This window comes from Luteimonas sp. YGD11-2, assembly GCF_004118975.1.
Taxonomy (GTDB): Bacteria; Pseudomonadota; Gammaproteobacteria; order Xanthomonadales; family Xanthomonadaceae; genus Luteimonas; species Luteimonas muca.
On the sequence record NZ_CP035376.1, the window covers coordinates 585,851 to 609,659 of the forward strand.

Genomic DNA, 23,809 nt, shown 5'->3' on the forward strand with positions numbered 1-23,809 from the left:
GCGCGACGAGTCGGCGGCCGTCGGATGTGATGACGGCCGTATCCACCGACCTGCGACGCCTGGGGTCGTGCCTGCGGCGTCTGCCCGGAACCCTACGCCGCAGCCCCGCGCAGTTCGCGCACCCGCGCTTCCAGTGAGGCCGCCGTCGCCTGCACACCATCCACAGGTGCCGCCGCGACCACCTCCACGCGCGCGCGCAGGCGCCGCGGCAGGCGCATGCGCCGCATCCGCGAGTCGTGCCGGCTCCACATGCTGGTCCACATGTTGCGCAGGGCCATCGGCACCACCGGCACCGGGCGGCGCGCGAGGATGCGCTCGACGCCGCTGCGGAACGGCGCGATGTCGCCATCGGCGGTCAGGCGCCCCTCGGGAAACACCAGCACCAGTTCGCCGTCGGCCAGCGCGGCATCGATCGCGTCGAACGCGCGCTGCATGAGTGCGGGGTCTTCCTTTTCCGGAGCGATCGGGATCGCCTTCGCGGTGCGGAAGATCCACGACAGCACCGGGATCGCGAAGATGCGGTGGTACATCACGAAGCGCACCGGGCGCGGCACGCTGGCGGCCAGGATCAGCGCATCCATGTAGCTGACGTGGTTGCACACCAGCAATGCGGGCCCCTCGTCCGGCACGTGGGCCTCGATGCCGTGCAGGCGCAGCCGGTAGAGCGTGCGCACCAGCACCCAGCTCAGGAAGCGCATCATGAATTCGGGAACGATGGTGAAGATCCACACCGCCACCAGCAGGTTGGCGACGGCCAATGCCAGCAGCAGCTGCGGGATGGTCCAGCCGAGCACGCCCTGGGTGACCAGCCCGACCACCGCCGCCAGCACGATGAAACCCGAGTTCTGGATATTGAGCGCGGCGAACACCCGCGACATCTCGTTGATCGGCGTGCGGCTCTGGATCAGTGCGAACAGCGGCACCACGAACACGCCGGTGAACATGCCGATGCCCAGCAGGTCGATGACCAGGCGCAGGCTGCCGGGCTGCCGCAGGAACCCGGCCAGGTCGAGCCCGCCCACCGGCGCCAGCCCGGGCCGGGCGAAGTAGAGATCGAGCACGAAAGCGGTCATGCCGAACGCACCCACCGGCACCAGGCCGATCTCGACGGTGCGTGCCGACAGCTTCTCGCACAGCAGCGAGCCGGCGCCCACGCCGATCGAGAACAGCGCCAGCGCGAACACGTACAGCGTCGCCGAGCCGGCGGCGCCGCCGAGGTGGACCTCGGCGTAGGCCGGCAGCTGCGAGGTGATCAGCGTGCCGAAGAACCAGAACCACGACACGCCGAGCATCGCGTTGCGCACCGCCGGCTGCCGGCGTGCCATGCGCATGACCTCGAGCGACACCGGTACCGGGTTCCAGCGCACCCGCAGGGTCGGATCGCCGGCATCGATGCGCGGGATCCGCCGGGCCATCAGGTTGCCGATGACCGCCAGCGCCACGATCGCGCCGGCCGCGGCCTGCGGGCCGTGGCTGCCGGCCAGCTGGAAGATCAGCCCGCCGGTGATCATGCCCAGCAGGATCGAGATCGACGTGCCCATCTCGACCAGGCCGTTGCCACCGGTCAGTTCCTCGGGCTTGAGGATCGACGGCAGCACCGAGTACTTCACCGGCCCGAACAGCGTCGACTGCACGCCGGTGCAGAACAGCGCCACCAGCAGCAGCGGCATGTTCTGGACCAGGAAGCCGATGGCGGCCAGCGACATGATCGCGATCTCCATCGTCGTAGTGATCACGATCAGGCGCTGCTTCTCCAGCTTCTCCGCCACCTGGCCGGCCAGTGCCGAGAACAGGAAGTACGGCAGGATGAACACCGCCGGCGCCAGCATCGCGTAGAGCGCGCGCTCCTGCGTGCTCGCGCCGAGGAAGATCAGCAGGCCGATGATCGCCTGGCGGTAGACGTTGTCGTTGAAGGCCCCCAGCGCCTGCACGGTGAAGTAGGGCAGGAAGCGGCGCTGCCGCAGCAGGTCGAACTGGGAATGGGCCATGCGGGCTCCTCGGGCGTCGCGCGGGAGCCTAGCAGGTGGGGGCGGCGGATCCAGCGTCGCCACGGCGTCGTTCGATGGTCCGCGATCGACCTGCCCGGTGTCGCGGTCCGGCTTCGGATGCAGCCGCAAGCAGGGTGCCGGTGCAAAGCGTCCGGAGCCGTTCGGCGCGGGCCTGCGCTGTCATCGAAACGCCGCGTCGTTTTCACGGAAAGTTGATTACCCGCTTTCCATATTCCATCCACGGCGCCGTGTACCCACGGCACCCCCCGAGAACCCCGGCTCTCCCCCTGCTTCCGGTCCCGAAGGCAGGAGGGAGTGTCGCCGTCCATCCGTCTTTCCCCCAGGCGGTTTTCATGGTTGCTGACGTCCCCCGATCCCCGGCGCCGTTCCCTGCGGCAGTTGCGTCCACCCGTACCCGGCGCGCGCGCGATGCGCGTGGGCGTTTTGCACGGCTGATGCCGACGCGCCCGGTCGCGCCGCTGCGCGATGGTTGCCTGTTCGTGGTCTCGGAGATGAGTGACTTCGTCAAGGCCGGTGGCCTTGGCGACGTCGCCGCGGCGCTGCCGCGGGCGCTGCGCGAGCGGTGCGACGTGCGCGTGCTGATTCCAGGCTATCCCGCGGTGCTGGCCGGCGCCGGCGCATTGCAGCGGATCGGGCGCATCCCGGCCCATGCCGGCCTGCCGGCGTGCGAGGTCGCCCAGGCCCGGCGCGAGGACGGGCTGATCGTCTACGTGCTGCTCAACGGCGCACTCTTCGAACGCGAGGGCAGCCCGTATGTGGATGCCAACGGCCTCGACTGGGCCGACAACGCAGTGCGCTTCGCCACGCTGTCGCACGCGGCGGCGGCAATCGCCGCCGGCCAGGCGGGGCTCGACTGGTGCCCGCGCATCCTGCACCTCAACGACTGGCCCAGCGCACTGGCCGCGGCCTACGTGCGCTGGAACGGCGGCGATACGCCGTGCCTGCTCACCATCCACAACCTTGCCTACCAGGGCCTGTTCCCGGCCGCGCTCGCACGCACGCTGGGGGTGCCGACGGGTGCGCTGGAGGACATCGAATTCCACGGCCGGCTGTCGTTCCTGCAGGCCGGCATCGTGCATGCCACCCATATCACCACCGTCAGCGTCAGCTACGCCGCGCAGATCACCGCACCCACGCTGGGCTGCGGGCTGGACGCGCTGCTGGCGCGGCGCGCGGCGGAAGGCGCGCTGACCGGCATCGTCAACGGCATCGACAACAGCTGGGATCCGCGTACCGACCGCCACCTGGAGGCACGTTTCGGCGTCAACGAATGCGGTGGCCGGATCCGCAATGCGCGCTGGGTGCGGCAGGCCTTCGGGCTGCCGGAGACCGGCGGGCCGCTGTTCGCGGTGGTGTCGCGGCTGGTGCACCAGAAGGGGCTGGACCTGATCTGCGAGGTGGCACCGCAGATCGCCGCCGCGAACGGGCAGATCGTGATCATCGGCGGTGGCGAGCGCCATATCGAACAGCAGGTGCGCGAACTGACGTTGCGCTTCCCGGGCCATGTCGGCGCGTTCATCGGCTTCGAGGAGGGGTTGGCGCGGTGCATGTTCGCCGGCGCGGACTTCCTGCTGATGCCATCGCGCTTCGAACCCTGCGGGTTGAGCCAGATGTATGCGCAGCGCTTCGGCTGCCTGCCGATCGCACATGCCACCGGCGGGCTGATCGATACCGTCGATGATGGCGTCACCGGGTTCCTCTTTGCCGAGGCCACCACCGACGGCCTGCGGCGCGCGGTTGCGCGTGCGTTCCGCACCTGGCGCATGCCCGGGCTGATGGCGGCGATGCGCCGTGCGGCCATGTTGCGACCGGCCGGTTGGGACGAGGCCGGGCGCGAATACCTCGCGCTGTACGAGCGCGCCGCACCGCTGGCAGAGGCCGCATGAGCGCCGACGGCTACGTTGCTGCCTGCGATGCGGTCGAACCTGCGCAGGCCGAATCGGAAGATGTGGACGCATCGTGGCCCGCACCGCTGCTGGCGCTCGCGCGCGGCGAGCCGGCGGATCCCGTCGCGTGGCTGGGCCCGCATCGCCTGGCCGATGGCCGGGTGGTGATCCGTGCGCTGGCGCACGGCGCGCGCTCGGTCGACGTCGTCGACGCCCGGGGACAGCGCTTGGCGGCCATGCACGCCGGCCCGGAAGGCCTGTACGAGGCCGTGCTGCCGTCCGCGTGCCGCTACCGGCTGCGCATCGAATGGCCCGACGCGACCCGGGAGACCGCCGATCCCTACGCCTTCGGGCCGGTGTCGGATGCGCAGGACCTGCAGGCGTTCTCGCGCGGTGATGGCGAGGCGCTGCGGCGTCTGCTCGGCGTGCATCCGGAGACCCGTGACGGCGTCGACGGCGTGCGTTTCGCGGTCTGGGCGCCGAATGCGCGACGGGTGGCGGTGGTCGGTGATTTCAACGGCTGGGACGGGCGCCGCCATCCGATGCGGCTGCGCCATGACGGCGGGGTGTGGGAACTGTTCCTGCCGGGCGTGGTGGCTGGCAGCCGCTACAGGTTCCGGATCACCGGCGTCGACGGGCAGGTCCTGCCGGACAAGGCCGATCCCGTCGCGCGCCGCAGCGAAGCGCTGCCGGGCACCGCGTCCGTGGTCGCTGATGCCGAACCGTTCGCGTGGAGCGACGGGGCCTGGCTGGCGGCGCGTGCACGCCGCGACCACGATGCCGAACCGCTGTCGATCTACGAGCTGCATGCCGGCTCCTGGCAACGCGATGCCGACGGCGCCTTGCTGGACTGGGACCAGCTTGCCGCGCGCCTGGTGCCCTATGTGCGCGAACTGGGCTTTACCCATATCGAACTGCTGCCGGTGTCGGAATATCCGTTCGGTGGATCGTGGGGCTACCAGCCCCTGGGGCTGTTCGCGCCAACCGCGCGGCATGGCGAGCCGGCCGCGTTCGCGCGCTTCGTCGATGCCTGCCATGGCGCCGGCATCGGGGTGATCGTCGACTGGATCGCGGCGCACTTTCCCGATGACCCGCACGGGATGCAGCGCTTCGACGGCACCGCCCTCTACGAACACGCCGATCCCCGCGAGGGCGTGCACCAGGACTGGCACACGCTGATCTACAACCACGGGCGCCACGAGGTCGCGGCCTATCTCATCGGCAGCGCGCTGGAGTGGATCGAGCGCTTCCATATCGACGGCCTGCGCGTGGATGCGGTGGCATCGATGCTCTACCGCGACTACAGCCGCGCCGATGGCGAGTGGATTCCCAATGCGCATGGCGGGCGCGAGAACCTCGAATCGGTGGCGTTCCTGCGCGCCTTCAACGACGCCGTGCGCAGCCGCTTCCCGGGGGTGATGACGATCGCCGAGGAATCCACCGCATGGCCGGGCGTGACCGCGCCCACGCAGCCCGGCGGTCTCGGCTTCACCCACAAGTGGAACATGGGCTGGATGCACGACACCCTGCATTACCTGCGGCGCGACCCGCTGCACCGGCGCCACCACCACAGCGAGATGACCTTCGGGCTGGTGTACGCATTCTCCGAGCGCTTCGTGCTGCCGCTCTCGCACGACGAAGTGGTGCACGGCAAGGGCTCGCTGCTGCACCGGATGCCCGGCGACCACTCCGCCCGGCTTGCCCATCTGCGGGCCTACTACGGCTTCATGTGGGCGCACCCGGGCGCCAAGCTGCTGTTCATGGGTGGCGAGTTCGGCCAGCCGCACGAATGGCACCACGACGGCAGCCTCCACTGGCCGGTGCTGCAACATCCCGGCCACGACGGCGTGCGGCGCCTGGTGGCCGATCTCAACCGCACGCTGCGCGCGCAGCCGGCGCTGTACCGCGGCAACCACCGCGCCGAAGGCTTCGATTGGAGCGTCGGCGACGACGACCGCAACAGCGTGTTCGCGTTCGTGCGACTGGATCCCGACGGCGACGCACCGCCGTTGCTGGCGGTGAGCAACTTCACCCCGGTCGTGCGCCGCGACTACCGCATGGGCGTGCCGGTCGCCGGGCGCTGGCGCGAGGTGCTCAACACCGACAGCCGGTATTACGGCGGCGGCAACGAAGGCAATGTAGGCGGCGTCGAAACGCGGCCGCTGGCGATGCACGGGCATGCGCAGTCGCTGGCGCTGCTGCTGCCACCGCTGTCGACGGTCTACCTGGTGCCCGAGGCATGACCGGCCGCGACGCCGACATGGTTCCGCGCTGGGGCGCGTGGCAGGTCGGCGACGGCTACCGCTTCGGGTTGTGGGCGCCGGCCGCATCGCGCGTGGAACTGGTGCTGGCCGATGGCGACGTGCATCCGATGGCGCGCGACGCCGATGGCTTCCACGCCGTGCACATCGCATGCGCTGCCGGCACCCGCTACCGGTTCCGCATCGATGGCGCGGACCCGGTGCCGGACCCGGCGTCGCGCTGGCAGCCCGAGGGCGTCGATGGCCCCAGCGCCACACTTGCCGGCGACGGCTACCGCTGGCAGCACCGCAGCTGGCGGGGCCGCCCCTGGCGCGAGGCGGTGATCTATGAACTGCACGTCGGTGCCTGCGGTGGCTACGACGGCGTGCGTACGCAGCTGCCACGGCTGGCAGCGCTGGGGATCACCGCGATCGAGCTGATGCCGGTGGCCGAGCGCCCGGGCCGGCGCAACTGGGGCTACGACGGCGTGATGCCGTTCGCGCCAACCTCGGCCGATGGCACGCCGGAAGCGCTCAAGGCGCTGGTGGACGAGGCGCATGGGCTCGGGCTGATGGTGCTGCTCGACGTGGTCTACAACCATTTCGGGCCGCAGGGAAACCATCTCCACGCCATCGCGCCGGGGTTCTTCCGCGACGACATCTGCACCCCGTGGGGCCCCGCCATCGATTTCCGCCGGCCGGCGGTGTGCGAGTTCTTCCTCGCCAATGCGCGCATGTGGATCGACGAATACCGGTTCGACGGCCTGCGGCTGGACGCCGTGCACGCCATCGAACCTGCCGCCTTCCTCGATACGCTGCGCGAGCACGTGGCGGCTTCCACCGCACCGGGCCGCCATGTGCACCTGGTGCTGGAGAACGAGCACAACGATGCCGGCCTGCTCGAACGCGGCTACACCGCGCAGTGGAACGACGACTTCCACAACGCCCTGCATGTGCTGCTGACCGGCGAGGACGAGGGCTACTACGCGGGTTTCGCCGATGACCCCGCCGCGCACCTGGCGCGCACACTCGGCGAGGGCTTCGCCTACCAGGGCCAGGCCGATCACCGCGGCAATGCCCGCGGCATGCCGAGCGGGCACCTGCCGCCGGAGCGCTTCGTGGTGTTCGCGCAGAACCACGACCAGATCGGCAACCGCGCGCTCGGCGATCGCCTGACTACCCAGGTCCCGGAATCCCGGATGCGTGCGGCGCTGGCGCTCACCGCGCTGACGCCGATGGTCCCGCTGTTCTTCATGGGCGAGCCCTGGGGTGCACGCGAGCCGTTCCTGTTCTTCACCGATTTCGCACCACCGCTGGACGCGCAGGTGCGCGAGGGCCGGCGTCGCGAGTTCGCACATTTCGCGGCGTTCGCCGATCCGGAGCGGCGTGCACGTATTCCCGATCCCAACGACGAGGCGACCTTCCGCGCGTCGGCCTGTGACATCGTCGATGCCGATCGGGGTGAGGGCGCGCGCTGGGCGGCGTGGTTCCAGGCGCTGCTGGCGGTGCGCCGGCAGTGGCTGGCGGCCGGGGCCGGCGAGGGTCGTGGTCACGTGCTGCAGCCCGGCGCCATCGCGGCATCCTGGCGGCTGCCCGGCGGACGCTGGCAGGTCTTCGCCAATTTCGGCGAGCAGGCGTTGCCGCTGCCGGCGGATCGCGGCACGGTCGTGTATGCCGAGAACGTCCCCGAGACCGGATCCGGCAGCCTGCCCCCGGACGGCTTCCTCGCCTGCTGGCTCGAGGGTGAGCGCAATGGCTGATCCGGACCTGCGCACGCTGGCGGATACCGCCGGGGTCATCGTCGACTGGACCGACGCCGACGGCGTCGCGCAACGCGTCGGCGACGACACCCTGGTGGCGGTGCTGGACGCGCTCGGCATCCACGCACGCACCCCCGCGCAGTGCCGCGAGGCGCAGGCGGAGCTCAATGCACGCTCGACGCAGGCGCCGCCGCTGGTCACCGCCCGTGCCGGTGAACCGGTGGCGCTGGGGCGTGCCGGGGCCCGCGTGGAGCTGGTCCACGAGGACGGCGACCGGGTGGAACTGCGCGTGGCGGAGGACGGCACCGTGCCGGCGCCGCCGCAGCCGGGGGAGTGGAAATTCGGCGATGACGATGAGCGCAATCTGGTGGTGGCACCGGCGCGCTGCTTCGGTGTCGCCGATGCCCTGGGTGCGGCGGCGCCGCGCGCCTGGGGCGTGGCGCTGCAGGTGTACTCGGTGCGCGGGCCGCGCGATGCCGGCATCGGCGACGCCGGCGGCGCGGAGGCATGGCTGACGCGCGCCGCGCGCGATGGTGCGCACGCAGTGGCGCTCAGCCCGCTGCATGCGGCGATGCCCGCGGGCCCGCACTACAGCCCGTACTCGCCCGCGGACCGGCGCTGGCTGGACCCGCTGCATGCCGATCCCGCCGCGGTGCTGGGCGTGGCTGCGGCGCAGTCGTGCCTCGAGCGTGCGGGTCTTGCCGGGCGCTTCGACGCGCTTGCCGGCGGTGCGCTGGTCGACTGGCCGGAAGGCGCGGCGGTGAAGTGGCGCTGGCTGCGCGCGTTGCATGCGCATGCCGGGTCGCACGCCGACGCCATTGCCGGCTTCGCGGCCGCCGGTGGCGATGCCCTGCACGCGCATACGCAGTGGGCGGCACGTGCCTTCGGTGATGGCGACCCGTCGCTGCATGTGTTCGCGCAGTGGCTGGCCGCGCGCAGCTGGGCGGCGCTGCAGGCACGTGCGCGCGGGCAGGGCATGGGCATCGGCCTGATCGCCGATCTCGCGGTGGGCTTCGACCCGGCCGGCAGCGAGGCCGCGGCGCAGGCGGGCGCCGTGCTCGACGGGCTGCTGCTGGGCGCCCCGCCGGATGCATTCAACGCGCAGGGCCAGGTGTGGGGGCTGGGTGCCTACGCGCCGGCGGCCCTGCGGCGTTCGGGCTATGCACCGTTCCGTACGCTGCTCGACTGCGTCATGCGCGACCGTGGCGGCGTGCGCATCGACCACATCCTCGGCCTGAAGCGGATGTGGCTGGTGCCCCGCGGCGCCGACGCCACCCACGGCGCGTACCTGCGCTATCCGATGCGCGAACTGATGGACCTGCTGGCACTGGCCTCGTGGCGGCACCGGGCGATCGTGATCGGCGAGGACCTGGGCGTGGTGCCGCCGGGGTTCCGCCAGCGGCTGGCCGCGCGTGGGCTGCTCGGCATGGACGTATTGCCGTTCACCCGCGACGACGACGGCGGCTTCCTGCCACCCGCGCAGTGGCGGCACGACGCCGTGGCCATGACCACCACCCACGACCTGCCGACGCTGGCGGGCTGGCGCATCGGGCGCGACCTGTCCTGGCGCCGCCGCTGCGGGCTGCTCGATGCCGATGGCCGGCGCCGGGCGATGCGGGAACGTCGCACGGACGTGGCCGCGCTCGACCGCGCGATCGTCGCGGCCGGCGGCACCACCGATGGCGACCCCACCGTTGCGGCGCTGCGGCACGTGGCGACGACGCCGTCACCGCTGGTCCTGGTGCCTGCCGAGGACATGCTCGGACTGCGCGGGCAGCCGAACCTGCCCGGCGTGGTGGAAACCCATCCCAACTGGCGCAGGCGCCTGCCGGAACAGGCCGGTACGGCGTGGGACGCGGCAGTCGCGGCCATCGGTGATGGGCGCCGCCAGGCGGCAACACCGTGATCGCGTTGCGCGCCACCGCCCGCCTGCAGCTGCATCCGGGCTTCACCCTGCGCGATGCTGCGGCCCGGGTGCCGTACTACGCGCGCCTGGGCATCAGCCATCTCTACCTGTCGCCGATCACCCGCGCCGTGGCCGGTTCAACCCATGGCTACGACGTGGTGGATCCCGCCACCGTCTCGCCCGAGCTCGGCGGCGAGCCGGCGTTGCGTGCGCTGGCGCGTGCCGCGCACGCGCACGACATGGGCCTGGTGCTCGACATCGTGCCCAACCACATGGCCGCGCACCTGGACAATGCGTGGTGGCGCGACGTGGTGGTGCGTGGCCGGCGCAGCCCCTGGGCGCGCTGGTTCGACATCGAATGGGACGCGCCCGGTCGCGAGGGGCGGTTGTGGCTGCCGGTGCTCGACCGCAGCCTGGCGCAGGCGCTGGCCGACGGCGTGCTGACGCTGGCTTCGCAGCGCGATGGCAGTTGGGCACTCGACCACCACGGCACGCGCTGGCCGCTCGGCGTGCCGCCACGCCGGGTGCCGCGTGATCCGGCGGCTCGTCGTCGCTGGGTGGCGTCGATCAACGCCGGCGCCCGCAAGGGCGACGACACGCTGGCGCGGCTGGTCGCCGCGCAGCCGTACCGGCTGGCCTGGTGGCGCGGCGGCAACGCGCTGCTGAACTACCGCCGCTTCTTCGACATCACCTCGCTGGTGGCGCTGCGCATGGAGGTGCCGGCCGCCTTCAACGCCGTGCATGCGCTGCCGCTGCGCCTGGTGGCCGAAGGCCTGGTGGATGGGCTGCGCGTGGACCACGTCGACGGCCTGGCCGATCCCGGTGGTTATGTGCGGCGCCTGCGCCGCGCACTGGACCGCGCCGGGCGTGCGCGCGGGCTGGCGCCGGGCACGCTCGGGCTGTGGGTGGAAAAGATCCTCGCACCCGGCGAGAGCCTGCCCGCGGATTGGCCCTGCGATGGCACCACCGGCTACGACTTCATGGACCAGGCCGGCGGCCTGCTGCACGACCCCGATGGCGAGGCTGCGCTGGTGGAGGTGTGGCGTGCGCGCAGCGGGCGCACTGGCGATTTCGCCACCGAGGAACTGCAGGCCCGCGGCGAAATGCTGGCCGGCCCGCTGCAGGCGGAGTTCGACCGCACCCTGCGCGTGCTGCTGCGTTGTGCGCGCCATGATGCGGTGGCACGGGAGTTGCCGCCCGCCGCCTGGGCACAGGCACTGCGCGGCATCCTCGAGGTGTTTCCGGTGTATCGCACCTATGCGGGCGCGGACGGTCTCGAGGGCGGCGATGCCGGGCTGGTCGAGCGTGCCTGCGCGCAGGCGGCCGATGCCGGTGGCGAACTGCAGCGCACCGCGGTCGGGCGGCTTCGCGACTGGCTGCTGCAGGCGTCGGGCACGCCGGCGCAGCAGCGTGCCCAGCGCGAGCTGCGGCAGCGCGTCGAGCAGCTGTCGGCGCCGCTCAACGCCAAGTCGGTGGAGGACACCGCGTTCTACCGCCACGGCGTGCTGCTCTCGCGCAACGAGGTCGGCAGCCACCCGCTGCCCGGGCAGCTGGGCGTGGCCGCCGACGCCTTCCATGCCGCCGTCGTTTCGCGCGGGCCGCGCGCATTGCTGGCCACCGCGACCCACGACCACAAGCGCGGCGAGGATGTGCGGGCACGGCTGGCGGTGCTGGCTGCACGCGCGCCCTGGTGGGCGCGCACCGTGGAGGCGCTGGAGCGCGAGGCGACCGGCCTGCTTCCTGGCGATGCCCCCGACGGTGCCGATCGCGCGATGCTGTGGCAGACCCTGGTCGGCGCATGGCCGCTGGCGCTGGCGGCCGATGACCGCGCCGGATTGCGCGACTGGCACGCGCGGGTGGAAGGCTGGCAGACCAAGGCGATGCGCGAGGCCAAGCGGCGCACCTCGTGGGTGGACCCGCAGCCCGGCTACGAGGCGGCGGCCGGATCGTTCCTGGAGGCGCTGCTGACCGCTCCACCTGGACTCGCCCTGCGCCGGCGCCTGCGGGACGCCGCCGAGGCGATCGCCCCGGCTGGCGCGGTGCTCGGCCTCGCCCAGGCGACGCTGCGGCTGACGCTTCCCGGCATCCCCGACCTGTACCAGGGCACCGAGGGCTGGGACCTGTCGCTGGTCGATCCCGACAACCGCAGGCCGGTGGACGACCCACTGCGCGATGCATGGCTGGACGACGCGCGCGACTGGCCGGCGCTGCTGCGCGACTGGCGCGACGGTGCGGTCAAGGCGCGGCTGCTGCAGCGGCTGCTGGACCTGCGCCGTGGCCGGCCGGAGCTGTTCGCGGATGGCGATTACCAACCGCTGGTGGCCGCCGATGGCTGGCTGGGCTTCATGCGTACGCACGAAGCCACGCGCCTGTGCGTGCTGGTACCGGTGCGCCCGCCAACCGGCACGCCCGGCGCCCTGCAGGCACGCTGGCCGGACGCGGTGTTCGACGTGCCACCGGGACGCTGGCAGCACCTGTTGACCGGGGCGCGACTGGAGGTGGGTGATGCTGGGCTCCAGCCCTCGCGGTTGCGCCGGCACGGGCCGATCGCAGTCCTCGTCGACCCACCACATTCCTAGATGGAGACATCCGCAATGGATCCCGATACCCGGCGCGCGCGCGTCGAACAACTCGCCCGCGAGATCTGGGAGGCCGAGGGCCGCCCCGACGGCCAGGCCGAGCGCCACTGGGGCATGGCCGAGCGCCTGGTCGATGCCGAGATCGCCGCGGCCGGCCAGCCACCGGCACCGCAAGAACCGTCCGGACACTGACCAGCCCATGTCGAAGAAATCATTCGCCACCCGTTCGCGCATCCAGGAGGGCCGCCCGTATCCGCTCGGCGCCACCTGGGATGGCCTGGGTGTCAATTTCGCGCTGTATTCCGCGCATGCCACCAAGGTGGAACTGTGCCTGTTCGATGCACGCGGGCGCGAGTGCGAGCGCATCGTGCTGCCGGAGTACACCGACGAGGTCTGGCATGGCTATCTGCCCGACGCGCGGCCGGGCCAGCTGTACGGCTACCGCGTGCATGGGCCCTACGCGCCCGATGCCGGGCACCGTTTCAACCCGAACAAGCTGCTGATCGACCCCTATGCACGGCGCCTGGTCGGTGAGCTGAAGTGGGCGCCGGCGCTGTTCGGCTACACCCTGGGGCATCGCGACGCCGACCTCAGTTTCGACCGCCGCGACAGCGCCGCCTACATCCCGAAGTGCGCGGTGATCGACCCCTCGTTCACCTGGGGCGAGGACCGCCGGCCGGCCCGCCCGTGGTCACGCACGGTGATCTACGAAAGCCATGTGCGCGGGCTGACCATGCGCCATCCGGACGTGCCCGAGGCCCATCGCGGCACCTTTGCCGGGCTGCGCGAGGAACCCGTGGTGCGCCACCTGCGCGACCTCGGCGTCACCGCGGTGGAACTGCTGCCGGTGCACGCGTTCGCCGACGACCACTACCTCGAGGAAAAAGGGCTGCGCAACTACTGGGGCTACAACACCCTGTGCTTCTTCGCACCGCAGCCGCGCTACCTCGCCAGCGGCAGCATCGACGAGTTCAAGCAGATGGTCGCGCGCCTGCATGCCGAAGGGCTGGAGGTGATCCTCGACGTGGTCTACAACCACACCGCCGAGGGCAACGAGCTCGGTCCGACGCTGTCGTTCCGCGGCATCGACAACGCCAGCTACTACCGGCTCGCCGACAACCCGCGCCACTACATCAACGACACCGGTACCGGCAACACGTTCGACCTCACCAGCGCCGGTGCACTGCGGCTGGTGGCCGATTCGCTGCGCTACTGGGTGACCGAGATGCACGTCGACGGCTTCCGCTTCGACCTCGCCACCATCCTCGGCCGCGAGCGCAGCGGCTTCGATCCGTCCGGCAGCTTCCTCGACACCGTGCGCCAGGATCCGGTGCTGAGCGGCGTGAAGCTGATCGCCGAGCCCTGGGACATCGGGCCGGGCGGCTACCAGGTCGGCAATTTCCCGCCCGGCTGGGCGGAGTGGAACGACCGCTTCCGCGATACCGTGCGGGCATTCTGGCGCGGCGACGAAGGCAAGCTGCCCGAGTTCGTCACCCGCCTCACCGGGTCAGCGGACCTGTTCAACCGCAATGGCCGCCGGCCCAGCGCCTCGGTGAATTTCATCACCGCGCACGACGGCTTCACTTTGCGCGACCTGGTCAGCTACGAGCACAAGCACAACGAGGCCAACGGCGAGGACAACCGCGACGGCCACGACCACAACCTGTCGGCGAACTATGGCGTCGAGGGGCCGAGCGAGGACGCCGGCATCGAGGCCCTGCGGCTGCGCCAGCAGCGCAACCTGCTGGCCACCCTGCTGCTGGCACAGGGCACGCCGATGCTGCTGGCGGGCGACGAGTTCGGGCAGACGCAGCACGGCAACAACAACGCCTACTGCCAGGACAACGAGATCAGCTGGCTCGACTGGGACGCCGCCGCGCGGCCGCCGGGGCAGGAGCTGACCGCGTTCGTGCAGCGCGTGCTGTCGTTGCGCGAGCGCTTCCCGCTGCTGCACCACAACCGTTTCCTGACCGGCCGCTACGACCCCGAGCTCGACGTGCACGACGTGTGCTGGCTGCGCCCGGACGGCGAGGCGATGGGCGACGACGACTGGAACGCACCGCATGCGCGCGCGCTGATGATGCATCTCGACGGCCGGGCCCCGGTCAGCGGGCTGCGGGTGCCGGGTACCGCGGCCAGCCTGCTGCTGCTGGTCAATGCCGCCGAGGAGCCGGTGGTGTTCCGGCTGCCCGAGGTGGCGTCGGTGCACTGGCGGATGCTGCTCGACACCACCACCGGCGGCCGTGGCCCACGCCTGCCCGGCGGGGGCGAATGGACAGCCGAAGGCCGCTCGCTGGCGCTGCTGGCGGTGGAACACGACGAGGCGGGGTGATCCGCCGCCCGGGTGCGGCTTCCGCGGACCGGCAACGGCAGTGTGGGGACCTGCGGTCCCTGATGCTGCCGTCCGCCTCCGCTGCGAATCGAAGCCGGGTCAGCCCGGCCGTGCCTCAGCCACCTGCACGCTCGCGCTCGATCGCGCGCCAGCCGATGTCGTGGCGGTGGAATTCGCCGTGCCATGAAATCCCGCTGATCGCGGCATAGGCGCGCTCCCGGGCATCGGCGACGGTGTCGCCGAGCGCGCACACGCACAGCACCCGGCCGCCGGCGGTGACCACGTGCTGGCCCTCGAGCGCGGTGCCGGCGTGGAAGACCCTGGTGTGCTCGGGTTCGGGCACGTCCCAGGTGTTGATGACATCGCCGGTGCGCGGCTTGCCGGGGTAGTGCTCGGCGGCCATCACCACGCCCAGCGACGGGCGCGGGTCCCACCTGGCCTCGACGCCATCGAGGCGGCCGTCGATCGCGGCCTCCACCAGTTCGGCGAGGTCGGACTGCAGCCGCAGCATCACCGGCTGGGTTTCCGGGTCGCCGAAGCGCACGTTGAATTCGATCACCTTCGGCGCGCCGTGGCGGTCGATCATCAGCCCGGCATAGAGGAAGCCGGTGAAGGGCGCGCCGTCGGCGGCCATGCCGGCGACGGTGGGTTCGACCACCTCGCGCATGATCCGCGCATGCACCTCCGGCGTGACCACCGGCGCCGGCGAGTACGCACCCATGCCGCCGGTGTTGGGCCCGGTGTCGCCGTCGCCGACGCGCTTGTGGTCCTGGCTGGTGGCCATCGGCAGCGCGGTGCGGCCATCGACCATCGAGATGAAGCTGGCTTCCTCGCCGTCGAGGAACTCCTCGATCACCACCCGCGAGCCGGCGGCGCCGAAGGCGTAGTCGCCGAGCATGTCGGTGATCGCCGCCTCGGCATCCTCCAGCGTCATCGCCACGATCACGCCCTTGCCGGCGGCCAGGCCATCGGCCTTGATCACGATCGGCGCACCGCGCTCGCGCACGTATTCCAGCGCCTCCTCGACATGCGTATGCACCGCGTAGTGCGCGGTGGGGATGCCGTGGCGGGCGAGGAAGTCCTTCGCGTACGCCTTGCTGCCCTCGAGCTGGGCGGCGGCCGCGGTCGGTCCGAAGATGCGCAGGCCGGCATCGCGGAAACGGTCGACCACGCCGGCCACCAGCGGGCCCTCCGGCCCGACCAGGGTGAAGGCGACGCCTTCGTCGCGCGCCAGCGCCAGCAGCGCATCGATATCGGTGGCGGCCACGTCGACATTGCGGCACCCGTCCTCGGTGGCGGTGCCCGCGTTGCCCGGCGCCACCAGCACCTCGTCGACGCGCGGCGACTGCGCGAGCTTCCAGGCCAGTGCGTGCTCGCGCCCGCCCGAACCGATGACCAGAACCTTCATGCGCGCTCCCACCGCCGAGTCAGGCGCGGATTCTAGACCGTGCAGGGTGCCGCCGCCGGGCAGCGGGCACAGGCACGCGCGCGCCGGCGTCGCAAACGGCGCATCCGCGGCGTTGCTACGATCGCCGGTCCGCCTGCATCCGGCACGTCCATGTCCGCACCCGCCGCGCTGATCGAAACCCTGCTCTCGCCGGTGGTCGCCGGCATCAATCGCGTGCTGTGGGACTACCTGCTGGTGTACGGCCTGCTGGCGGTGGGGCTGTTCTTCACCGTGCGGCTGCGCCTGCTGCAGCTGCGCCGCTTCGCTCACATGCTGAGCCTGGTGCGCCCCGGCCGCGGTGGCGATGCCAGCGGCATCTCGCCGTTCCAGGCCCTTGCCACCAGCCTGGCCTCGCGGGTGGGGACCGGCAACCTCGCCGGGGTGGCCATCGCGCTTTCCCTCGGCGGGCCGGGGGCACTGTTCTGGATGTGGTGCACGGCCGTCGTCGGCATGGCCACCGCGTACGCCGAGAGCAGCCTGGCGCAGCTCTACAAGGTGCGCGATGCCGAGGGCCAGTACCGTGGCGGTCCGTCGTACTACATGACCCTCGGGCTCGGCCGCCGCTGGATGGGGGTGGCGTTCGCAGTGGCGCTGCTGGTGTCCTACGGCGCGGTCTTCAGCAGCGTGCATGCCAACGCGATCGGGCAGTCGATGGGCGAGGCCTTCGGGCTGTCGCCGCTGGTGGTGGCCGGGGTGCTGGTGGTGCTGACCGCGGCGGTCATCTTCGGCGGCCTGCGCCGGGTGGCGCGGGTGGCGGAATGGGTGGTGCCGTTCATGTCGGTGGCCTATCTCGGGCTCGCCGGCTGGGTGGTGGTGACCAACCTCGGCGAGGTCCCGGCGGTGCTGGCGCAGGTGCTGCGCAGTGCGTTCGGCCTCGATGCCGCGGCCGGCGGGGTACTCGGCGCGATCACGGTGGCGATGCTGCAGGGGGTCAAGCGCGGCCTCTATTCCAACGAGGCGGGCATGGGCAGCGCGCCCAACATCGCTGCCGCGGCCACGCCGGTGCCGCACCACCCCGCAAGCCAGGGCCTGGTGCAGTCGCTGGGCGTGTTCATCGACACCCTGCTGATCTGCAGCGCCACCGGCTTCGTGATCCTGCTGTCCGGCGTGCTCGGCAGCGAGGGCGACGGGGTGCTGCTGACCCAGCGCGCCGTCGGGGTGTTCTTCGGCGACTTCGGCGTGGTGTTCGTCGCGGTGGCGCTGTTCTTTTTCGCCTTCACCACGATCATCGGCAACTACTCCTATGCCGAGACCAACCTGCTCTACCTCGGCGGCGGCCGCAGCGGTCTGCTGGTGCTGCGACTGGTGACCCTGGCGGTGATCAGCTGGGGCGTGTTCTCGCGCGTGCAGGTGGTGTGGGATGCCGCCGACGCCTCGATGGCGGTGATGGCCTCGATCAACCTGGTGGCGATCGTGCTGCTGTCCGGGGTGGTGGTGAAGCTCACCCGCGACTACGACAGCCAGCTGCGCGCCGGGCGTACGCCCGAATTCGACGCCGGCCGCTTTCCCGAGTTCGGCGCCGGCGTGGACGCAGCGATCTGGCGGCCACGGCGGCGCCGCGATTGAGCGCGTGGCGCGCGATCAGCCGCGGCGGGCACCCTGGGTGAAGATCGCGCGGGTACCGACCACGGCCAGCGTCGCCACCGTCAGCGGCACGACGAACAGCATCATGATCGCGCTGTAGGCGGGCAGCGCCGCGTGGCCTGCGGAATCGAGCAGCAGGTACGCGGTGTAGGCGACGTAGTAGGCGAGGAACAGCCCGCCCTCCCAGCGATTGATGCAGTGGCCGGTGAAGAAGATCGGCAGGCAGGCGACGGCCGTGGCCAGCATCACCGGCATGTCGAAGTGCAGCGCGGAGGCGCCCACGCCGATGCCGTCCGGCGCCACCAGCGCGGTGATCCCCAGCACCCCGAGCAGGTTGAACAGGCAGCTGCCGACCACGTTGCCGACCGCGAGGTCGCGCTGGCCGCGCATCACCGCCAGCACCGAGGTGGCGATCTCCGGCAGCGACGTGCCGACCGCGACCACGGTCAGCCCGATCACCAGTTCGCTCAGGCCGAACCGGCGCGCGATCACGGTCGCCGCGTCCACCAGCCAGCCGGCGCCCACGATCAACAGGAGCAGGCCCGCGGCCACGAACGCCAGGTCGCGGATGCGCGTGCTCATGCCGCGGGCGCGGACGGGCTCCGGCGCGGTGCCCGCGGCCTGCGGCTCGCGTCGGCCGAGCCGGATCTGCAGGACGATGTAGGCCACGAGCGCGGTCACCAGCAGCACGCCATCGCCGGACCCGAGCACGCCATCACCGGCCAGCAGCAGCACGCCCACCGAGGCCACCACCATCAGCGGCACGTCCACCCGCACCAGCTGCCGCGCCACCACGAGCGGGGCCACCAGCGCCGCCACGCCGATGATCAGCAGCACGTTGGTGATGTTGCTGCCGACCACGTTGCCCAGCGCGATGTCGCCACTGCCGTCGCGCGCCGCGCCGATGCTGACGGCGAGTTCCGGCGAGCTGGTCCCGAAGGCGACCACGGTCAGGCCGATCACCAGTGGCGAAAGACCGGTGGCAAGTGCGAGCCGGCTCGCCCCGCGCACCAGCAGTTCGGCGCCCAGGGCCAATGCCACAAGGCCGACGACAAGGAGCAGCAGGGTCATGCGCAGCATCCGCAACAGGGCCACGCTGCATAGCATGCCGACACTGCACACAGCGTCCACGGCGACGCCGCTGCGATTCGACCCGCGCGTCGAGAACGGTGAAAATGCAACGCCGCTGCACCTGCACACCGATGCCCAGCCCCGTCCCGCCCGCGCCCGGCCCGTCACACGATGCGGCCAACCTGCGCCTGTCCGTCGCCCCGATGATGGACTGGACGGATACCCATTGCCGCGTGTTCCACCGCCTGCTGGCGCCCGGGGCGTTGCTATACACCGAGATGGTGCATGCCAACGCGGTGATCCTCGGCGACCGCTCGCGGCTGCTGGCGATGGATCCGGTCGAGCATCCGGTCGCGCTGCAGCTGGGCGGCAGCGATCCCGCGCTGCTTGCACAGGCGGCGGCGATCGTCGCCGGGCATGGCTTCGACGAGGTCAACCTCAACTGCGGCTGCCCGTCCGACCGCGTGCAGGCGGGGCGCTTCGGCGCCTGCCTGATGCGCGAGCCCGTGCTGGTGGCCGAGTGCGTCGCGGCGATGCGCGAGGCGGTGGCCGCGTCGGGCCATGCGATCCCGGTCACGGTGAAGTGCCGCCTGGGTGTCGATGACGACAGCGAGTACGAACGCTTCCGTGCATTCGTCGATACGGTGGCCGCGGCCGGCGCCGACCAGGTGATCGTGCATGCGCGCAATGCGTGGCTCAAAGGCCTGAGCCCGAAGGAAAACCGCGAGGTGCCGCCGCTGCGCCATGACTGGGCATACCGGCTCAAGCAGGAGCGCGCCGATCTCACCGTGCTCCTCAACGGTGGCATCGCCGATGAAGCTTCCGCACTCGCACATCTCGAGCACGTGGACGGCGTGATGCTCGGCCGCGCCGCCTACCACGACCCGTATCTGCTGCATCGGCTCGACTGCGCGCTGTCGGGACGCGCTCCGCGCTCGCGCGCGGCACTGCTTGTGGCGATGCGCCCGTACGTCGAAGCGCAGCTCGCCGCCGGCGTTGCGCTCAAGCACATCGTCCGCCACGTGCTCGGCCTGTTCCATGGACAGCCCGGGGGGCGGCAGTTCCGCCAGGTGTTGAGCGAGGGTGCGCACCGCCCCGGCGCCGACTGGGCACTGGTCGAACGCGCGCTCGCCGCGACGGGTTGGCAGGCCGGCGCCGAAGCTGCCTGAACGCATAATCCGGCGTGCCGACGTGGCCACGCGGGTTCTGTCACACGCGCCTGAACATCGTCAGGGTGTTGACGAAAAAGTTAAGGACGGATTCACTGCATGGCTTCGAGACTGGCTCCGTGCGCTGCACTGCGCGGTGCCGTTCCTTCGCTTCCCGGATGCTCGATCATGCCTGTCCCGCTTCGTCTCGCGTTGCCCTGCCTGATCGCCGTTGCGATGGCAGCTGCCGGGGGCGCGCAGGCGCAGTCGACTTCGCAGGGCAGGAGTGACCAGGGCAGGGGTGCACAGCAGGGGCAGTGGCCGCGCTCGCAGGATGCGATGGGCGATTCCATCCGCCGCGTGCGCAGCGAGGCCCGCGGCCAGGTGCTGAGTGCCGAGCGCATGCACATGGACGGGCGCGAGATCAACCGCATCAAGGTGATGGACGATCGGGGTCGGGTCCGGGTGTACGAGGACGATCCGCAGCAGCGTGGAACGGCGGCACGACCGCGTACACGCAGCCGCGACGATTGAGTTCAGATACTTGAACGCATAGGGTCTCCCTCCCGACCCTCCTGACACGGAGTTCGACCGATGCGTATCCTCCTCGTCGAAGACGAAGCACCCCTGCGCGAAACCCTCGCTGCCCGCCTCAAGCGCGAAGGCTATGCCGTCGATGCCGCCCAGGACGGCGAGGAAGGCCTGTACATGGGCCGCGAGGTGCCCTTCGACGTCGGCATCATCGACCTCGGGCTGCCGAAGATGTCGGGCATGGAGCTGATCAAGGCGCTGCGCGACGAGGGCAAGCAGTTCCCGGTGCTGATCCTGACCGCGCGTTCCAGCTGGCAGGACAAGGTCGACGGCCTCAAGCAGGGCGCCGACGACTACCTGGTCAAGCCCTTCCACGTCGAGGAACTGCTGGCGCGCATCAACGCGCTGGTGCGCCGCGCCGCCGGCTGGAGCAAGCCGACGCTGGAATGCGGCCCGGTCACGCTGGACCTCGCCGCGCAGACCGTCAGCGTGCATGGCCAGAACGTCGACCTCACCAGCTACGAGTACAAGGTGCTCGAGTACCTGATGATGCATGCCGGCGAACTGGTCTCGAAGGCCGACCTCACCGAGCACATCTACCAGCAGGACTTCGACCGCGACTCCAACGTGCTGGAGGTCTTCATTGGCCGCCTGCGCAAGAAGCTGGACCCGGACGGCACCCTCAAGCCGATCGAGACGGTGCGTGGTCGTGGTTACCGGTTTGCGATTCCGCGCAGCAACGAAGGCTGATCGCGTACCGGGCGCGTCCTGGTGCGTGGGCCGTGCCGCGCGCGCGCCGCGTGGCATCCTGCACTGATCCATGAGTCCTGTTACCCGCCCCCGGCGCGCACTGGCGTGGCGGCCACGCTCGCTGCAGTCGCGGCAGATGCTGGCCGCGAGCCTTGGCCTGATCGCGTTCCTGGCGCTGGCCGGCTACGCGCTCGACAGCGCCTTCGTCGACGTCGCAAGCCAGGGCCAGCGCGACCGCCTGCGTGGCTTCGCACTCACCTATGCCGGTGACGTCGAATTCGCGCGCGACAACAGCATCATCCCGCCCGACGCACCGCCCGACGAGCGTTTCGAACGCCCCGGCAGCGGCACCTACGCGGCGATCGTGCTGGACGGCAGCGTGTGGATGTCCGGCTCCGCGCATGGCCCGCGGCTGCCCGACCTCGAGCTGCTGGAGCCGGGGCAGGAGAAGATCGACGGCCCGCTGCCGATCAGCGACAGCGCCGACCAGCCCGGCGAGGTGATCCGCTACGGCCGCGGCTTCGCGCTGGTGCGCGAAAGCGGCGGCGTCGAAACCGAGCTGCCCTACACCGTGTACATCCTCGAGGATGCCGGCACGCTGCCACGCCAGGTGCAGGTGTTCCGGCAGGCGCTGTGGCGCTATCTCGGCGTCGCCGGCATCGTGCTGCTGATGCTGCAGGCGCTGGTGCTGCGCTGGAGCCTGCGCCCGCTGCGCAAGGTCATCAGCGAACTCAAGCGGGTACAGCGCGGCCAGGCCAACCGCATGGGCGAACTGCACCCGCGCGAGCTCGAGCCGCTGACCGACAGCATCAACGCGCTGATCGAGAGCGAACGGCAGAACCTCGAGCACCAGCGCAACACGATGTCCGACCTTGCGCACAGCCTGAAGACCCCGCTGGCGGTGCTGCGCACGCGGCTGGAAGCCGGCGCCAGCGACGAGGAACTGCGCGACGAGCTGCAGATCCAGCTGCGGCGGATGAACGACCTGGTCGGCTACCAGCTCGGCCGCGCGGCATCCAGTGGCCACAAGCTGTTCGCGGCGCCGGTGGAGATCGAGCCCTACGCCGAGGAGATCGTGCGCGGGCTCGAGAAGATCTACGCCGCGCAGGGGGTGATCTGCGAGTTCGACATCGATCCGGTGGCGCGCTTCCACGGCGAGCCGGGCGACCTGCAGGAACTGCTCGGCAACCTGCTGGAGAACGCCTTCAAGTGGGCAAAGGGCCGGGTGCTGCTGACGGTGAAGTCGGGTGAGCCGCAGCCCGACCGCCGCCCGGGCATGACCCTGGCGGTGGACGATGACGGCGCCGGTATCGCGCCCGACCGCATCGCCCATGTGCTGCAGCGTGGCGTGCGCGGCGACGAGCGTGTGCAGGGCCACGGCATCGGCCTGGCGATCGTGCAGGACATCGTCGGCAGCTATCGCGGCGAACTGCGCGTCGGCCCGTCGCCGGAACTGGGCGGCACGCGCTTTGAGGTGGTGTTCCCGCCGGGCCTGTAGGCGGGCTCAGTCGAGCGGGGAAGGGCCGTAGAAGCGCTGCAGGTGCGCGGCCACCGTCGGCAGCTCCGCGCGCAGCAGCGCGGGTGCGCTGAAGTGGTATTCGCTGCATACCGCGAAGAACTCTTCCGGCGCCTCGGCGGCATAGGGGTCGATCCCGCTCTCGCCGCCACCATCGAGATGGGCGACGAAACCGTCGAAGGCCTGCTGGAAATCGCGCGCCCAGTCGCGCTGCCAGTCACGCGGCAGTGCCGGCGTGCCGTCGAGCACGCCATCGAGCGCGTCGAGCTTGTGGGCCATCTCGTGCACCGCCACGCAGAAGCCCGCATCGGGAGTGTCGAGGTCGGATTCCACGTCCGCCCACGACAGGATCAGCGGGCCGGCTTCCCAGGCCTCGCCGATCAGCTCGTCCTCCCATTCGTGCAGCACGCCCGCGGCATCGACATGGGTGCGGTTCACCCGGAACGCATCCGGGTAGACGATCAGCTGCGACCAGCCGTGCAGGCCTTCGCCGCCGAACTCCAGCAGCGGCAGGCAGCACAGCGCGGCAAGCAGCGTGCGCTGCCCGTCGTCCAGGGCCAGACCGGCCACCGGCGTGATCGTCTTGCGATGCAGGAATTCGCCGGTAAGTTCGCGCAGGCGCTGGTCGCGTTCCGGGTCAAGCCGGGCGACCAGGGTGGCGCGGCTGCGCACGGTGTTCCACACCGCCGCGGGTGGCCCTTCCGGACGCGGCCGCAGCCGCTGCAGCCAGCGTGTCATCGGGGTTGCAGCAATGTCAGCGGTGCAGTGCCGACAGCGTTCCGGTCAGCGGAACATGCCCGGAAGGAAGCTGTGCCAGCGCGGCATGCGCGCGCCACCTTCGGAACCACCGCGGGCCCCGGCACCGCCGCGGTCGGCGGCGTCGGCCGCGCCTGCGGGCAGGCGCTCGGCGGCGGGGCGCGGGTTGGTGGGATCGTCCTCGGCCACCGGGCAGCCGTCGCGGCCGGGAGCCTGGCGTCCTTCGGCGGCCAGCAGCGGGAAGCTGGCGGAGGCGATCAGCAGCATCAGTGCGATTCGCAGGAGCATGGGGCG

General features: G+C 71.2%; 17 protein-coding genes. 12 read left to right on the top strand and 5 right to left on the bottom strand.

The features are described 5' to 3' along the window. Positions 1–92: 92 nt before the first annotated feature. The gene (locus ERL55_RS02615; RefSeq protein ID WP_129135041.1) at positions 93–1,988 is read right to left on the bottom strand and encodes an MFS transporter; all 1,896 of its coding nucleotides are present in this window, start codon (positions 1,986–1,988) and stop codon (positions 93–95) included. A gap of 353 nt (positions 1,989–2,341) precedes the next feature. On the opposite strand from ERL55_RS02615, the gene glgA reads away from it, so the two are divergent. The 7 genes from glgA to glgX are packed head-to-tail and all read left to right on the top strand — an operon-like array spanning position 2,342 to position 14,712. Then, positions 2,342–3,895 (top strand): glycogen synthase GlgA, encoded by a 1,554-nt coding sequence (gene glgA, locus ERL55_RS02620; RefSeq protein ID WP_129135042.1) that lies wholly within the window; start codon positions 2,342–2,344, stop codon positions 3,893–3,895. Further along, entirely contained in the window at positions 3,892–6,138 is a 2,247-nt protein-coding gene (gene glgB, locus ERL55_RS02625; protein WP_129135043.1) for a 1,4-alpha-glucan branching protein GlgB, read from the top strand. The genes glgA and glgB overlap by 4 nt, the downstream gene beginning before the upstream one ends. Next, positions 6,135–7,895: a malto-oligosyltrehalose trehalohydrolase gene (gene treZ, locus ERL55_RS02630; protein WP_129135044.1), complete on the top strand. Its 1,761-nt coding sequence runs from the start codon at positions 6,135–6,137 to the stop codon at positions 7,893–7,895. Before glgB ends, treZ begins: the two co-directional genes overlap by 4 nt. Beyond that, positions 7,888–9,801 (top strand): 4-alpha-glucanotransferase, encoded by a 1,914-nt coding sequence (locus ERL55_RS02635; RefSeq protein WP_164972097.1) that lies wholly within the window; start codon positions 7,888–7,890, stop codon positions 9,799–9,801. Before treZ ends, ERL55_RS02635 begins: the two co-directional genes overlap by 8 nt. Beyond that, entirely contained in the window at positions 9,798–12,380 is a 2,583-nt protein-coding gene (treY, locus tag ERL55_RS02640; protein WP_129135046.1) for a malto-oligosyltrehalose synthase, read from the top strand. The genes ERL55_RS02635 and treY overlap by 4 nt, the downstream gene beginning before the upstream one ends. 15 nt (positions 12,381–12,395) lie before the next feature. Beyond that, positions 12,396–12,572 carry a DUF2934 domain-containing protein gene (locus ERL55_RS02645; protein ID WP_129135047.1) on the top strand — a complete coding sequence of 59 codons (177 nt, stop codon included), beginning with the start codon at positions 12,396–12,398 and terminating at the stop codon, positions 12,570–12,572. A gap of 7 nt (positions 12,573–12,579) precedes the next feature. Then, positions 12,580–14,712, top strand: coding sequence for a glycogen debranching protein GlgX (gene glgX / locus ERL55_RS02650; RefSeq protein ID WP_129135048.1), 2,133 nt, complete (start codon positions 12,580–12,582; stop codon positions 14,710–14,712). Between the two features lie 115 nt (positions 14,713–14,827). Here the strand turns inward: glgX and purD are convergent, their stop codons facing one another. Then, positions 14,828–16,120 (bottom strand): phosphoribosylamine--glycine ligase, encoded by a 1,293-nt coding sequence (gene purD, locus ERL55_RS02655; protein WP_129135049.1) that lies wholly within the window; start codon positions 16,118–16,120, stop codon positions 14,828–14,830. A gap of 150 nt (positions 16,121–16,270) precedes the next feature. Here purD and ERL55_RS02660 point away from each other — a divergent pair, with 150 nt between their 5' ends. Further along, complete coding sequence (locus tag ERL55_RS02660) at positions 16,271–17,725, top strand: alanine/glycine:cation symporter family protein (RefSeq protein ID WP_129135050.1); 1,455 nt, start codon at positions 16,271–16,273, stop codon at positions 17,723–17,725. Positions 17,726–17,740: 15 nt separating this feature from the next. On the opposite strand, the gene ERL55_RS02665 is transcribed toward ERL55_RS02660, so the two are convergent. Further along, positions 17,741–18,814 (bottom strand): calcium/sodium antiporter, encoded by a 1,074-nt coding sequence (locus ERL55_RS02665; RefSeq protein WP_206733350.1) that lies wholly within the window; start codon positions 18,812–18,814, stop codon positions 17,741–17,743. A gap of 131 nt (positions 18,815–18,945) precedes the next feature. On the opposite strand from ERL55_RS02665, the gene dusA reads away from it, so the two are divergent. From dusA to ERL55_RS02685, 4 genes are all read left to right on the top strand, one after another. Continuing rightward, positions 18,946–19,983, top strand: coding sequence for a tRNA dihydrouridine(20/20a) synthase DusA (gene dusA / locus ERL55_RS02670; protein WP_129135051.1), 1,038 nt, complete (start codon positions 18,946–18,948; stop codon positions 19,981–19,983). A 168-nt stretch (positions 19,984–20,151) separates the two neighbouring features. Further along, positions 20,152–20,496 carry a hypothetical protein gene (locus ERL55_RS15100; RefSeq protein ID WP_241685816.1) on the top strand — a complete coding sequence of 115 codons (345 nt, stop codon included), beginning with the start codon at positions 20,152–20,154 and terminating at the stop codon, positions 20,494–20,496. Between the two features lie 60 nt (positions 20,497–20,556). Further along, entirely contained in the window at positions 20,557–21,243 is a 687-nt protein-coding gene (locus tag ERL55_RS02680; protein ID WP_100324350.1) for a response regulator transcription factor, read from the top strand. Positions 21,244–21,364: 121 nt separating this feature from the next. Beyond that, a complete protein-coding gene (locus ERL55_RS02685) occupies positions 21,365–22,741 on the top strand; it encodes an ATP-binding protein (RefSeq protein WP_206733392.1) in 1,377 nt (458 codons plus the stop codon). A gap of 6 nt (positions 22,742–22,747) precedes the next feature. Here ERL55_RS02685 and ERL55_RS02690 read toward each other — a convergent pair whose 3' ends face one another. Next, complete coding sequence (locus ERL55_RS02690; protein ID WP_129135053.1) at positions 22,748–23,497, bottom strand: M90 family metallopeptidase; 750 nt, start codon at positions 23,495–23,497, stop codon at positions 22,748–22,750. 45 nt (positions 23,498–23,542) lie between these two features. Next, positions 23,543–23,803 carry a hypothetical protein gene (locus ERL55_RS02695; protein ID WP_129135054.1) on the bottom strand — a complete coding sequence of 87 codons (261 nt, stop codon included), beginning with the start codon at positions 23,801–23,803 and terminating at the stop codon, positions 23,543–23,545. Positions 23,804–23,809: the final 6 nt, after the last annotated feature.